Source organism: Streptomyces tatrensis (assembly GCF_049310065.1).
Lineage (GTDB): Bacteria > Actinomycetota > Actinomycetes > Streptomycetales > Streptomycetaceae > Streptomyces.
This window is the reverse complement of the sequence record NZ_JBMDLB010000011.1, coordinates 1,294,612-1,308,463: the sequence shown is the minus strand read 5'-3', so window position 1 is coordinate 1,308,463 and position 13,852 is coordinate 1,294,612. Positions and strand designations below refer to the sequence as shown.

The 13,852-nt window shown below is 72.4% G+C and carries 10 protein-coding genes; 6 read left to right on the top strand and 4 right to left on the bottom strand.

What is annotated here, in order from left to right:
• Positions 1 to 47 precede the first annotated feature (47 nt).
• Positions 48 to 1,559, top strand: coding sequence for an FUSC family protein (locus ACODT5_RS21485; RefSeq protein ID WP_422524985.1), 1,512 nt, complete (start codon positions 48 to 50; stop codon positions 1,557 to 1,559).
• On the opposite strand, the gene ACODT5_RS21480 is transcribed toward ACODT5_RS21485, so the two are convergent.
• Positions 1,533 to 2,558, bottom strand: a complete 1,026-nt coding sequence (locus ACODT5_RS21480) for a LuxR C-terminal-related transcriptional regulator (RefSeq protein WP_422520941.1) — start codon at positions 2,556 to 2,558, stop codon at positions 1,533 to 1,535. The genes ACODT5_RS21485 and ACODT5_RS21480 overlap by 27 nt on opposite strands.
• Before the next feature lie 136 nt (positions 2,559 to 2,694).
• Here ACODT5_RS21480 and ACODT5_RS21475 point away from each other — a divergent pair, with 136 nt between their 5' ends.
• The 3 genes from ACODT5_RS21475 (at position 2,695) to ACODT5_RS21465 (ending at position 5,564) form a co-directional block, all read left to right on the top strand.
• Entirely contained in the window at positions 2,695 to 2,979 is a 285-nt protein-coding gene (locus tag ACODT5_RS21475) for a hypothetical protein (RefSeq protein ID WP_422520940.1), read from the top strand.
• A gap of 292 nt (positions 2,980 to 3,271) precedes the next feature.
• Complete coding sequence (locus tag ACODT5_RS21470; protein WP_422520939.1) at positions 3,272 to 4,420, top strand: nitric oxide synthase oxygenase; 1,149 nt, start codon at positions 3,272 to 3,274, stop codon at positions 4,418 to 4,420.
• A 55-nt stretch (positions 4,421 to 4,475) separates the two neighbouring features.
• Positions 4,476 to 5,564: a lactonase family protein gene (locus tag ACODT5_RS21465; RefSeq protein ID WP_422520938.1), complete on the top strand. Its 1,089-nt coding sequence runs from the start codon at positions 4,476 to 4,478 to the stop codon at positions 5,562 to 5,564.
• A 119-nt stretch (positions 5,565 to 5,683) separates the two neighbouring features.
• Here the strand turns inward: ACODT5_RS21465 and ACODT5_RS21460 are convergent, their stop codons facing one another.
• Positions 5,684 to 6,598, bottom strand: coding sequence for a sirohydrochlorin chelatase (locus ACODT5_RS21460; protein WP_422520937.1), 915 nt, complete (start codon positions 6,596 to 6,598; stop codon positions 5,684 to 5,686).
• A gap of 239 nt (positions 6,599 to 6,837) precedes the next feature.
• Between ACODT5_RS21460 and ACODT5_RS21455 the strand changes: the two genes are divergently transcribed.
• The gene (locus ACODT5_RS21455) at positions 6,838 to 7,515 is read left to right on the top strand and encodes a uracil-DNA glycosylase (protein WP_422520936.1); all 678 of its coding nucleotides are present in this window, start codon (positions 6,838 to 6,840) and stop codon (positions 7,513 to 7,515) included.
• A 376-nt stretch (positions 7,516 to 7,891) separates the two neighbouring features.
• The gene (locus tag ACODT5_RS21450) at positions 7,892 to 9,643 is read left to right on the top strand and encodes a glycoside hydrolase family 35 protein (protein ID WP_422520935.1); all 1,752 of its coding nucleotides are present in this window, start codon (positions 7,892 to 7,894) and stop codon (positions 9,641 to 9,643) included.
• 62 nt (positions 9,644 to 9,705) lie between these two features.
• Here the strand turns inward: ACODT5_RS21450 and ACODT5_RS21445 are convergent, their stop codons facing one another.
• The gene (locus ACODT5_RS21445) at positions 9,706 to 12,141 is read right to left on the bottom strand and encodes an RICIN domain-containing protein (RefSeq protein ID WP_422520934.1); all 2,436 of its coding nucleotides are present in this window, start codon (positions 12,139 to 12,141) and stop codon (positions 9,706 to 9,708) included.
• A gap of 178 nt (positions 12,142 to 12,319) precedes the next feature.
• Positions 12,320 to 13,756 carry an RICIN domain-containing protein gene (locus tag ACODT5_RS21440; RefSeq protein ID WP_422520933.1) on the bottom strand — a complete coding sequence of 479 codons (1,437 nt, stop codon included), beginning with the start codon at positions 13,754 to 13,756 and terminating at the stop codon, positions 12,320 to 12,322.
• Positions 13,757 to 13,852: the final 96 nt, after the last annotated feature.

Genomic DNA, 13,852 nt, shown 5'->3' with positions numbered 1-13,852 from the left:
TCCGGCGTGCTCCATCGCAAGGGGGGCGGCACACCGCCGTGAAGAGGATGTTCGTGGCTCCGGATCCGGGGCGCGCAAGACTCAGGAACGCCGTGCGGGCCGTCATCGGCGTCGCTCTCGCCGTGGCCGTGGCCGAGCTCTGCGGGCTTTCGCTCGTCGCGTCGATCACCGGGGGACTGGCGGCCCTGCTCGCCCTCTTCACCGTCACCGACTCGACCGTGCGCGCCCAGCGGGTGACCACCGCCCTGCTGCCGGCCGTCGGATTCCCCGTGCTGGCCCTGGCCACCACCCTGCACGGCGTACCGCTGGCCCGCGACGCGGTGTTCGTCGCCGTGGTGTTCGCCGGGGTCTACGCCCGCAGGTGGGGGGTGCGCGGCCACGCCCTCGGCATCTTCGCGTTCATGAACTTCTTCGTCACGCAGTTCCTGCACGCCCGGCCCGGGCAGCTGCCCGAGCTCTACGCGGCCGTCGGCCTGGCCCTGCTGTCGGCCGGCGCCGTGCGGTTCGTCCTGTGGCCGATCGAGCGGCGCGTCCCGCCCGCGGCGGTCCCGCCCGCGCCGCCCGGGACCGGGCTGGCCCGGCCGACCACCCGCCAGGCCTTCCAGGCCACCGCCGCCTGCGCGGTCGCGCTGGGCATCGGCCAGACCCTGTCGCAGGACCGCTGGTACTGGGCGGTCGGCACCGCCTGGTGGATCTTCGTCAACACCGCCTCGCGCGGCGAGACCCTGGTCCGCGGCTTCCGCCGGGTCCTCGGCACGGTGTTCGGGATCGGCGCGGGCCTGCTGATAGCCATCCCGCTGAACGGTGCGCCGGCGCCCACGGCCGTCCTGGTGGCGCTCTGCGTCTTCGGGATCTTCTACACCGCCGCCGTGTCCTACAGCTGGATGATGCTCGCCGTGACGGTGATGGCCGGCCTGCTCTACGGACTGCTGGGCGTGCTCGACCCCGGCCTGCTCGTCCTGCGCCTGGAACAGACGGCCGTCGGCGCCGTGTGCGCCGGGCTGGCCGTGATCCTGGTGCTCCCGGTGACCACCCACGCGACCAACGACATGTGGATCCAGCGCGCGCTGCGCTGCGTGCGCACCTGCACGGCCGAGGCCGCGGCCCGGCTCGCCGGCTCCCCGGTCGCCGACCCCGCGCCGCACGCCGCCGAGCTGGAGCTGTTCCTGGGCCGGGTACGGCTCTCCCTGGCCCCGCTCGTCCACCCGCTGAGCCCCTACCGCGGCCGCAAGGCCAGGGCCCGCCGGGTGCTCGCGCTGCTCGACGAGTGCGCCGTGGAGGTCCGCGGGCTGGTCTCGGTGGCGGCGGACCCGGACGCGAGCCACGACGCCCGGCTCGCGGCCGCGTGCTGGCGCGTGGAGGCCGCCGTAGAGGCCCTGCTGACGCCGGAAGCGGAACGCGGCACGGAGGCGGAGCACCGGTCGGCCACCGCGGCCGTGAACCCCGCGCGGGTCGCCTCGGAGCCCGCGCTGGCGCACCTGCACGGCCTGGAGCGGCTCCTCGCCCAGCTCGACGGCCCCCTGCGCACCGCGTCACGCTCCCCGCTGGTGGGCGCCTGACCCGGGCGGCGCGGGCGCGTCCCGGCCGGCGTCGAGGACTCCGGCCTTCGCGAGGCTGAAACCGAGTTCGGCCCTGCTGCGGCTCGCGAAGCGGGTCGCGGCGCGTTTGATGTGCGCGCCGATGGTGCGGGTGCTCAGGCCGAGCCGCTGGGAAATGGCCTCGTCCGTATGCCCCCGCACCATGAGTTCCAAAATCGCCTGCTGGATTTCGCCGGTGAGCCGGGGAGGCTGTTGTCCCGTCATGTCGAACGCGACGGGGACCGCCCGTTCCCACACGGCCTCGAAGGTCTTCGTGAGGTATTGGATCAGGCCGGGTTCGCGGATTTCCAGGGCGTACGCGTCCTTTCCGCTCTCGGTGAGCACCGCGATGAACGCGGCCGACCGGTCGCACACGATCAGCCGCTCGAAGCGTTCGCCCACCGTCCGCACCTCGGCGCCCTCCCGGGTGACCCGTTCGATGTGGGCGAGCGTCGGGCCGTGCGCGCGGACCGTGTGTCCGTAGATCGTGCGCTGGCGGACTCCCCGGCCCGCCGGGGCGAGATCGCGGGGCAGCGCGTCGGTGAGCACGCCGGAGGGGCGGCCGCCCTCGGGGTGCGCGCTGAGCAGTTCCTCCGAGCAGGCCTCCAAGGCGCCCTGGACGGCGGTGTCGATTACATCGCGGCCGATCAGCGACTGTACGTGGTCCTGGTGGCGCCGGCGTTCGTGCCGGTAGACGGCGTCCATCGGGGTGAGGGCGGCGATCATGTCGTCGAGCGCGGCCCGCTGGTCCAGGATGGCCCGCTTGATCGGCCGCGCGAGGGTGATCGCGGCGACCGAGGGCGGTACCGGGAGGTGCTCGTCGGAGCCCTCGGACTTCCGCAGCAGCCCGAAGGCGATCAGGCATCCCGGAACGGCCCCCGATAAACCGCCCTCGCGCAATGCCCTGCGGTAACCGGCCGCGCAGTTCCCGCAGATCGACGTGCAGCCGTCAATGTCGGGATGTGCGGTGTTGGTGTTCATCTGGACCCCCTTCTTGTTCCGGCAATGCAAGATCAGGATGCCCCGGCCCGTTGGCCGCGGGGGAGGGGAACGGCAGGATCCTTCCTGCCTGGTGATCGCGAAATGGCCCACATGACCGGTGGCGGGAGTGGCGACGGTGAAGCGAGACATTCATTCCGAGCACGGGATCGCGCCGGCGGGGCCGATTGCGGCGCTGGACTTGCTGGCGCAGGCGCGCAAGGCGCTGGACGAGGCGTACGGATCCGACGAGCAACTGGCCCGGGTGGCCCTGCATTTGATCGACTGCGCGGCCGACGCCTCGGCGCTGCTCTCCCGCGAAGGCGGCCTGGAAGCGGCCCGCGAGGCGCTGGGCTCCGCCCGCTCCGCGGTCGTCGCCGCCACCGCCGCGGTGCGCGTGATCCACGACGAGACGCGCGTCTGAGCGGTCGGTCGGGGGCGCGGTTCGGGCGCCCTTCGGATGCCCTTCGGACGCCCTTCGGGCATCGCTCGGTCGAGCGCCCGGGGATGCCGCGGATGGTACGTCCCCCCATGTCCCGTCCGCAGGCCGATCGATGAAGATCACACGGAGGAGTGTTCCGGGCGCGCCTTCCACACGCCGCTGACCTGCGACGTGTACAACGGGTGATTGTTCATTGCACATTCATCCGGCATGGCGCCCGTTCACGGCGCGCGGGGTGGACCTGGTCGGATCGGACAGGGGGTAACCGCCCGGAATGGAAATACTTCAACAGCGCGCCGACACCGCTCAGGTGTGGGAAGCGGCCGAGGAGTTCATCCGGCTGTTCCACAGGGAGAACCCGGGCGCGGGTGATCCGCGCGAGCGGCTCGCCGCCGTACGGGCCGAGCTCGCCGAGACGGACACGTACCGGCACACTCCCGAGGAACTGGAGCACGGCGCCCGCGTCGCGTGGCGCAACAGCAACCGCTGCATAGGCAGGCTGTACTGGAACTCGCTGCGCGTCCGCGACCGCCGCGGGCTCACCGACGCCGACGGGATCGCGGAAGAGTGCTTCGAGCACCTGCGCGAGGCCACCAACGGCGGCCGGGTCCGGCCCACCATCACGGTCTTCGCCCCCGACACCCCGGACCGTCCCGGCCCGGTCATCTGGAGCGAGCAGCTGGTCCGGTACGCCGGATACGGCGACCACCCCTCGATAACCGTCGGCGACGCCCGCAACGCCGAGCTCACGAGCGCGTTGCTCGAACTGGGCTGGTCCCGCGGCCCCGGCACCCCCTTCGACCTCCTTCCGCTGGTCGTGCAGGGGGTCGACGACAAACCCCGCTGGTTCGACGTCCCCCCGGACGCGGTGCTGGAGGTGCCCATCGAGCACCCCGAGGGAGCGGCCGGCGGTGACGGCTGGTCGGACTGGGGCCTGCGCTGGCACGCCGTACCCGCGATCTCCAACATGTGCCTGGAGATCGGCGGCATCCACTATCCGGCGGCGCCCTTCAACGGCTGGTACATGGGCACCGAGATCGGCGCCAGGAACCTCGCCGACACCGACCGCTACAACCTCCTGCCCGCGGTCGCCCGCCGCATGGGCCTCGACACCGCCAGCGACCGCTCCCTCTGGAAGGACCGCGCGCTCGTCGAGCTCAACCGGGCGGTGCTGCACTCCTTCGACCGGGCCAAGGTCACCATCGCCGACCACCACACGGAGTCCCGGCGCTTCCTGACGCACCTGGAGAAGGAGGAGCGCAAGGGCCGCGACGTGGGCGCGGACTGGTCCTGGATCGTGCCGCCCATCTCCGGGTCGGCGACCCCGGTCTTCCACCGCACGTACGAGGACCGGCCCAGCTCGACCGCCTACGTCCACCACCCCGGCGCCCAGGAACGGGCCCAGGGGCGGGATTTGGTCTAGACCTTCTGTTACCGTCGCTCACGAACGGATCCGGAACGGCGGAGAGGGGCCTCTCGTGAGCGGCGCGGACAGTGGTGTGGGCGGTATTGACCGTACGGCCGACGGCGGCGGACACCTGGCCTGGATCGGCTCGTTCACCTCGGGGGGCGGCCGCGGTGTCACCACCGCGGCCGTGGATCCGGTCACCGGAGCGCTGACCCCGCTCTCGGCCACCGACGCCGTCGCGGACCCCTCCTACCTGGCCCACGACCCCGCCACCGGCGTGCTGTACGCCGTGAGCGAGGCCGAACAGGGCGCCGTGGGCGCCTTCCGGACCACCGCCGCGGGGCTCGTCCCCCTCGGTGCGGTCGTCCGCGTCGGCGGCTCCGGCCCCACCCATCTCAGCGTGGCCGGCCGGCGGCTGCTGACCGCCAACTACACCTCGGGCGGCGTCAGCAGCCTCCCGCTCGCCGCCGACGGCTCGATCGGGGGGCCCGCCGCCGTACTCGTCCACCAGGGCTCCGGCCCCGACGCCGGCCGGCAGCAGGGCCCGCACGCCCACCAGGTGCTGCCCGACCCGAGCGGACGCTGGGTGCTCAGCGTCGACCTCGGCACCGACTCCGTACGGGTCTGCGCGCTCGACCCGGCCACCGGAGCCCCGGTGCTCCACGCCGAGACCGCGCTGCGCGCCGGGACCGGCCCCCGGCACCTCGCCTTCCACCCCTCCGGCGAGGTGGTCTACGTACTGCACGAGCTGGAGCCGCAGCTGACCGTCTGCCGCTGGAACGGGGAGTCGGGCGAACTCCAACCGGTCGGCGAGGTTCCGGTCGCCTCCACGGGCGCTCCAGGGGCACCGGCGGCCTGCCCCTCGGCCGTCGTGGCCTCCGCCGACGGCCGTTTCGTCTGGGCGGCCGTCCGCGGAGCCGACACCATCGCCACCCTCTCCCTCGCCGGCGGCGCGGAGAAGCCGCTGCTCACGGGCACCGTGCCGTGCGGGGGCAGTTGGCCGCGCGACCTCGCCGCCGACCCGTCGGGGCGCCGGCTGTACGCGGCCAACGAGCGCTCCGGCGACGTCACCTGGTTCGACGTGGACCCCGTGACCGGCGAGCCGCGCCGGGCCGGCTCGGTGCCCGTGCCCGCCGCCACCTGCGTGGTCTTCGGCTGAGGCCACGTCCGGCAGCGGCCGGTACGGGACGGCCGTACGCACGAGGGCCCGCGCCCCGGCTCGTTCGATTCGGAACGGTCCGGGGCGCGGGCCCTCGTACGCACGGCATGAGCGGGGGGTCAGTGGGCGGCGGCGCCCAGGGTGATGCCGAGGGCGGCGGAGTACTGCGCGACGGCCAGCTTGCCGAGCGCCGGGTAGGCGCCGAGCACGTCGGCGGCGCTGCAGCCGGCCTCCTTGCAGGCGGTGTCGAGGAGTCCCTCGGCGGCCTCCGGGCCGATCAGGTACGGGGCCAGCGCGAGCTGCGTCGAACCCTCGCGGCGGAGCTGGTCGGCGATCGCGGCCACCGAACCCTCCTCGTCCAGCGCGGCGGCCATCACCGGCACGGCGAGACGGGCGGCCAGCAGCATGCCGGTGATCCCCGCGGCCTGCACGGCCTCCTCGCCACCGGTGGTGACCAGGACGATGCCGTCGGCGGCCGTGGTCACGCTGAAGAGCCTGGCCCGGTCGGCGCGGGCGAGACCGGCCTCGGACAGCCGCACGTGCAGCGCCTCGGCGAGCAGCGGGTGCGGGCCGAGCGGGTCGGCCAGCTCGGCGGCGGCCGAGGAGTCCATCAGGGCCTGGCGCACGCGGCGCAGCAGATCCCCGTCGGGGCCGGCCAGCAGGGGCACGACCACGGCGTCCGGGCCGGTCGGTGCGGGCACCTCCTGGCCGGCGGCGCGGGCGGCCTCCGCGCGCGCGGCGCGGTCGTGGGCGACGGCGTTCAGCACGCCGGACAGGGACGGGAACTCGGTGTCGTCGTCACCGTCGAGGAAGCCGACCCGGGCGTCGAGGCCCGGCAGCTCGGAGCGGCCGATGCTGATGATCTCTTCCGCCAGCCCCCGCGAGGCGGCTGAGGGGGCACCGGGCACGGCGAGCACCAGCGCGGGCGCGCCCTCTGGCGCCACCGCGGGCTCGGGCCGGCGGTGCCGTCCGGTCTGGCGGGGTCGCGGCATTCGTACGGGCAGGCCATTTGCGGGCCCAGTGGGGGAGCTCATGGCGCCGCATGCTACTGGTTTATCGAAACCGGGTGTTCGGGCAGGGTCTTCTTCGGCGGCATCTGTCCGTATTTATCCGAGGAATGTCAGATACCGTTCAGGCTTTCGGTCACCCCGGGTCGTTCGTCCTGCTGAACGGCCTGCAATGGTACCGGCGGTGGTCCGCGTGCGGGGGCTTGTCTGTGTGTGCTGTGCCTCGGCGTGAGCCTGTGGGACGTGGGCCAGTAGAGTGACGCCCTGTGGCACCTCGACCGTTGTGTGAACTCGTTGAAGCAGGCTGGGCGAAGGCGCTGGAGCCCGTGGCCGGACGCATCGCGGCCATGGGGGACTTCCTCCGGGCCGAGATCGCGGCCGGCCGGACCTACCTTCCGGCCGGGCCGAATGTTCTGCGGGCGTTCCAGCAGCCCTTCGACGACGTCCGCGTGTTGATCGTGGGGCAGGATCCCTACCCCACGCCGGGGATGGCGATCGGGCTGAGTTTCGCCGTCTCCCCGGAAGTGCGTCGACTGCCGGGCAGTCTGGAGAACATCTACCGGGAGATGAACTCGGACCTCGGGCTGCCCAGGCCGTCCAACGGAGACCTCTCGCCGTGGACGAAGCAGGGCGTGCTGCTGCTCAACAGGGCCTTGACGACGGCGCCCGGCAAGCCGGCCGCGCACCGTGACAAAGGGTGGGAGTCGGTGACCGAGCAGGCGATCCGGGCGCTCGCCGCGCGGGGCACGCCGCTGGTGTCCATCCTGTGGGGCCGCGACGCCCGCAATCTGCGGCCGCTGCTCGGGGACCTCCCGGCCATCGAGTCGGCGCATCCCTCCCCCATGTCGGCCGATCGCGGGTTCTTCGGGTCACGCCCGTTCAGCCGGGCCAACGACCTGCTCGTACGCCAGGGAACACAGCCGGTCGACTGGCGACTGCCGTAGAAACGCCCTGACCGGCAGCCGGAGATCGCCCTCCGGGGTCAGAGGCCGACGGCGGTCCATTCCTGACGGGCGGAACCGTTGGCCGACACCGACGGCCTGTTGCCGGTGACCGCGAACCGGGTGGCCCCCTTTGGCGTAGGCGTCGGTCGCGGTCGCGCCGGGCGGGTTCAGCGGCAGTTCGTACAAGGGCTGCGGCGTCGTGGTGTGAACGTAAACATGTCGGCCTGGTCAGTTCAGCACGCGTTGCGACGGCGCGTCAATGTCCGTGCGGGTCGGTGGAGGCTTGCCAGGCGCTGCGTGTTTACGCAAACATACTCACACCGGGATCTTCGCGTTCCGCGACAGCGCACCTCACCCAGCACAGGAGCATCCGTCCATGCCTCTTCTCCAGATCGACGAGGGCGGCTTCACCCTCGATGGCGAACCGTTTCGGCTCCTGTCGGGCGGTCTCCACTACTTCCGCGTGCACCCCGACCAGTGGGCGGACCGACTGCGCAAGGCCCGGCTCATGGGGCTCAACACCGTCGAGACGTACGTCCCCTGGAACCTCCATCAGCCACGGCCGGACCGCTTCACGCTGGACGGCGGCCTCGACCTGCCCCGGTTCCTCGACCTCGCCGCGGCGGAGGGCCTGTACGTCCTGCTGCGCCCCGGCCCGTACATCTGCGCGGAATGGGAGGGTGGCGGCATCCCCTCCTGGCTGCTCGTGGAGCCGGACATGCGCCTGCGCTCCCGCGACCCCCGGTTCCTCGCCGCGGTCGACGACTACTTCGACCGGCTCCTCACCCCGCTCCGGCCGCACCTGGCCTCCCGGGGAGGCCCCGTGCTCGCCGTACAGGTGGAGAACGAGTACGGGGCCTACGGCGACGACACCGCCTACCTGGAGCACCTCGCCGCAACCCTGCGCCGCAGTGGCATCGACGTGCCCCTCTTCACCTGTGACCAGCCCGCCGACCTGGAGCGCGGAGCCCTCCCCGGCGTCCTCGCCACGGCGAACTTCGGAAGCCGCTCCGCCGAGCACCTGGCCGATCTCCGCGCCCGGCGCCCCGAAGGCCCCCTGATGACAACGGAGTTCTGGATCGGCTGGTTCGACCGCTGGGGCGGGCACCACGTGGTCCGCGACCCCGATCAGGCGGCCCGCGAACTCGACGAACTCCTCGCCACCGGCGCCTCGGTGAACTTCTACATGTTCCACGGCGGCACCAACTTCGGCTTCACCAACGGCGCCAACGACAAGCACACCTACCGGCCCACCGTCACCTCCTACGACTACGACGCGCCCCTCGACGAGGCGGGCGACCCGACGCCGAAATACGCCGCCTTCCGCGACGTGATCGCCAAGTACGCTCCCGTACCGGACGGCCCCGTCCCGGCGCCCGGCCCCAAACTCGCCCCGCGAACCGTGACCTTGACGGAGACGGCGGGCCTGTTGGCGCACGCCGCGACCCTCGGGACCGCGGTCGAGGCGCGCCGGCCCCTCACCATGGAGGAGCTGGACCAGGACTTCGGCTTCGTCCTCTACGAGACCGCCCTGCCCCTCGCGGGCCCGGTGCTCCTGGAGGTCGAGCGGGTCCGCGACCGGGCCCAGGTGTTCGTCGACGGGCAGCCCGTGGGCGTCCTGGAGCGCGAGAACCACGAGCACGCCCTCGCCTTCACGGTTCCCAGGGCCGGCAGCACGCTCACCGTCCTCGTCGAGAACCAGGGCCGCGTGAACTACGGCCAGGGCATCCACGACCGCAAGGGCCTCCTCGGGCCGGTCCTTCTCGACGGCACGGAGCTCGCGGGCTGGACCAGCCGGCCGCTCCCGCTCACCGACCCGCAGGACCTCCCCTTCGCGCCCGCTGCCGCGACGCCCGTCGGACCGGCCTTCCACCGCGGCAGCTTCGAGGTGACCGACCCCGCCGACACCTTCCTGCACCTCGACGGCTGGACCAAGGGAAACGCCTGGGTCAACGGGTTCACGCTCGGCCGTTACTGGTCCCGCGGCCCGCAGCGCTCCCTTTACGTGCCGGCGCCGGTCCTGCGTTCCGGTACGAACCAGGTCGTCGTCCTGGAGCTGCACGCGGCACACCGGGCCCGTACGGTCCACTTCCGCGACGCGGCCGACCTCGGGCCCACCGAGGAGTAGCCGCGGCCGCACGGACAAGAGCCGGGCCCCGACCTCCCGGTCGGGGCCCGGCTCTTCGGGCTTCAGCTCAGCTGCTGCGCGGCGGTGCCGTCGCACGTCCGCTGGACCGCGGCCGCGCCGTCCGCCGTGGAGGCGCCGCTCACCGACAGGCACTTGGCGCTGTGCCGGGCCGTCAGGGTGAGGTGGCCGTCAGCGGTGGCCCGTACGGCCCACTCCTGGTTGCGGCCTCCGTTGCAGGAGTACTGGAAGACCTCGGCGCCGTCGGCCGTGGACTGACCGCTCACGTCGAGGCACTTGCCGCTGTGCCGGGCGACGACGTTCACGTAGCCGCCACCGGTGGAGCGGAGCGACCACTGCTGGTTGGACCCGGTGGTGCAGCCGTACTGGACGACGGCCGCCCCGTCGTTCGTGCCGCCGCCACTGACGTCGAGACACTTGGAGCTGTGCCGGAAGGACAGGCTCTTCCAGACGTCCGGTGCGGTGCTGATCAAGGCCCAGGACTGGTTGCCGCCGGTCGTCGGCTGGTGGACCCCGACGGGTGCCCCGTCGGCGGTCGACGCGCCCGTGACGTCCAGGAGCCGCCCACTGGCCGCGTTGATCAGGGTGCTGTGGCCGTCGCCCGTGGTCGAGCGGATCCACTGCTGTGCGGTGGACGATCCGGGCGACGCGAAGGTCAGGGCGCCGTTGGAGACGGAGAGTGCCTTGCCGGTCTTGGCGTTGGTGACCCGATAGGCGGCGGTGCTTCCCCAGTCGGCGGCGGACAGCTTGGTGAAGGTCCACTGCTGAGAGCTGTCCGCCGGGGCCGGGGTGCGCTGCACGACCGTGCTCTTGCCGCCCACCGTGGCGACGGCGAGGGCCTTGCCGCTGTTGTCGTTGAGCAGCCGGCGCGGCGCCGCGGTGGGCGCGGTGGTCGACGACGCGTTCACGCCGGTGACGGTGGGCAGGACGAACGTGGTGACGGAACCGGGGCCGACAGTGGCCTTGAGCGTCCGGCCGCTCACCGCCGCGTCGGCGCCACGCTGCAGGTTCCTGGTCGCGTCGGTGGTCCACCGCTCGACGGGGCCGGCCGCGGCCGTCTGGAAGCCGTCGAGGTTCAGTGTGACCTCGCGCTCGTCACCCGTCGGGTTGGTGTGGACGACGACCACACCGTTCCCGCCCGGCCGCACCGCCGCCAGCGTCTGCGGGTCGTCGGTGTTGACGATGCGCGCGCCGGGGCGGACGAAGCGGCTGTAGTTCGCCATCGCCCAGTACTTCTTGTTCTTGCGCAGGGGTTCGGTCGCCGCGTCGTCGGGGGTGAAGTCGGTCTGGATCAGACCCCAGTTGGAGTTCTCGCGGCCCGGCGTCATGTTCTCGTAGTCCTCGACGGCCTGCCACAGCACCCACGCGCTCGGCTCCAGCTCACGGATGTCGTCGTTGATGCGCTGGGCGAGGTCGAGCGCGGGGCTCATGGAGGTGAAGCTCTGGGGGACGCTGCCGCCGAGATCCACCTCGGACATCCACAGGGGTGTGGTCTCACCCTTGGCGATGTCCCGGACGCCGGTGCGGCCGTTCGTTCCGTACGTGTGCGTGTTGAGCCGGCCCACCGCGTCCCGGACGGCGGGGGCGTACGACTCCCAGTCGGAGCGAAACTTCCCCGGGTTCGTCTCGTCCATCCCGGCGATCGGGGTCGTCACGCCCTTCGCGTCGAGCGCGGCGCGCAGCGTCGTGATCATGCGGGCCTGGGAGGCCGGGTCCCAGTGCGAGCCCTCCTGGCGCCCGCCCGCGTGCCAGTAGTCGGTGTCCGGTTCGTTGACCGGCGAGACGGAGTCGAAGGTGACACCGGTGGCGGACTGGGCCCGCTGGAGCGCGCCGGTGAGGTAGGCGGCGAAGCGGTCGTACTGATCCGAGCGGAGGTTGTCCCGCCAACCGTCGACCGCGCCCGAGACCAGGCCGCTGTTGGTCATGAAGTACGGGGCCGAGTTGGAGAAGGCCTCGAAGGTGCTGGCTCCGCGCGCCTTGGCCGCCGTGAGCCACCAGCGCTGGTTCGCGTCGGCACCGGCGTTCCAGTGGTCGGCGCGGTTCGGGTCCCACCAGTCCGGGGCTTCCGGGCCGGGCCGGTTCCAGTAGCCGGGGACGGCCGCGCCGGGCCGCATGTAGGGGGCGGTCTCGGGGCTGTCGCCGCCGCCGATGTTGTAGCGGGCGATCGTGAAGCCCAGGCCGTCGGCGCCGTAGAGGGCGTCCGCGAGCGAGTCGCGCTGGGCGTCCGGCCATCCGCCGGTGACGTTGGCGAACCAGGCGAGCGCGGTGCCCCACCCCTGGAAGGCCGGGTGCTGGTAGCTGGGGTCGAGGCGTACGGTCAGTGCCGCGGCGGGGGTCTCCGCGGCGTTCGCCGGCGCTGTGCCGGGCCCCACCGTGCTGACGGCCGTGGCGGCGAGGGCCGTGGCGGCGCCGAGGGCGGCCAGGCGCGCGGTGAGCCGGGGCCGGCGGGGTGACGCCGTTCGGTGGCGGGTGGGGATCACGACCTGCTCCTTCGAGTGGAGTGGGGGATGGGGGACCGGGGAGGGGACGGGGTGGCGGGTGGGTCCGGTGCTCGCCGCCGCGCCTTCTCACGGGCGGTGGTCGGGAGGCGCGGGTGGGTGACGCGGGGCGGCCGGGGACGCCGACCGCCCCGCGCCGGTCTCGCGGCGGGCGCGGCGGTCAGACCGCCGAGCGCCGCCACTTCTGGTTGTCGCCCGTGTTGCAGGTCCACTGCGCGAGGGCGGCTCCGTCGGCGGTCGACCAGTTCGACACGTCGAGGCACTTGCCGCTGTGCCGGGCAACGAGTTCGACGTAGCCGGCGACGTCCGTCGTCCGGACCTTCCACTGCTGGGAGGCCGAGCCGTTGCAGGTGTTCTGTACGGCGAGCGCGCCATCCGCCGTCGAGGCCCCGGCGACGTCGAGGCACTTGCCGCTGTGCCGGGCCATGATCTGGACGTATCCGGTGCCCAGCTTCTTGATCCAGAAGTGCTGGTTCACACCGCTTCCACAGCCCCACTGAACGAGCGGGACCCCGTCCGCCGAGTCGAAGTTCGCCACGTCGGCACACTTGCCGCTGAGGCGGGCGGTCAGCGACTCCCACGGCACGCTCATCCCGCTCACGGTCCCCGCCGCGGTGTCGATGGTGACCTGAGGGGAGTAACTCATGGTCATGGTGGTGCTGGTGGGGAAGACGAGCGGCAGCCACACGTACTGGGAGTCGTTGACCGTCCCGCCCATGGAGTTGCCCCAGCGGTCTCCCATGTAGAGGTAGCCGGTGCCCCTCGTGCCCTGGACCGGAAGGACGTAGGCGGTCTGGCTGCGGAAGGTCGTTCCGTCCCCGACGTCCTTCAGGTCGCTCCACGAGCCGGTGATGCTGGTGGCGGTGGCGTACTTCTGCTGGTTGGGGGACCATCCGGTGGCGCCGGAGGTCAGGAGGAAGTACACGTCCCCGCGCTTGAACATGGCGGGCGCCTCACGCCAGTTGCCCTGCCACAGCCGCTGGACCTGCGATTCCACGGCCGTGTAGTCCGGGGTCAGCCGGTAGACGTGCAGGTCGGCGTTCTCGTTGGCGGCGGAGATCATGTAACCCGTGCCGTCGGTGTCGACGAAGGTCGTGATGTCCCGGGACATGTGGCCCAGGGGGCGGAAGCTGCCGCGCCAGGTGTAGTCGCCGTCCACCGTGGACGAGACGGCGACGGCGGCGCGCGCCTCACCGTAGTCCGAGCCGTTCTCCTTGTGCATCCACATGACGAACTGCTGGGTGGAGCTGTTGTATACGACCTTGGGGCGCTCGATGTTGGCCCAGTCGAGCTCCGGATCGGACGCCTCGGTCAGGACGTGGTTGCGGAACTCCCAGGTCTTCAGGTCGGTGGAGCGGTAGGCGGAGACGTAGCGGAAGGTGTTGTCGGTGTTCCGGTTCTCGCCGAACCAGTAGTAGTACTGGCCGACCTTGAGCACGCCGCCGCCATGGGCGTGCACGGGGTTGCCGGCCGGATCGGTGAACTGGGTTCCGTTGGCGATGGTCACCGGGGCGGCGTGGGCGGTGCCCGCGGCGGTGACCAGGGACAGGAGGAGGGCGCACAGGAGTGCAGCCGTCCTGGAGATCTTGAGTCGCATGGCGCGATACCTCGTGATGTTGCGTCGGACCGGGCGCTCCGCGCGGACAGCGCGGCGGACGACCGCGCCCGGTTGTCCGGAGAGGTGGGGCGCCTG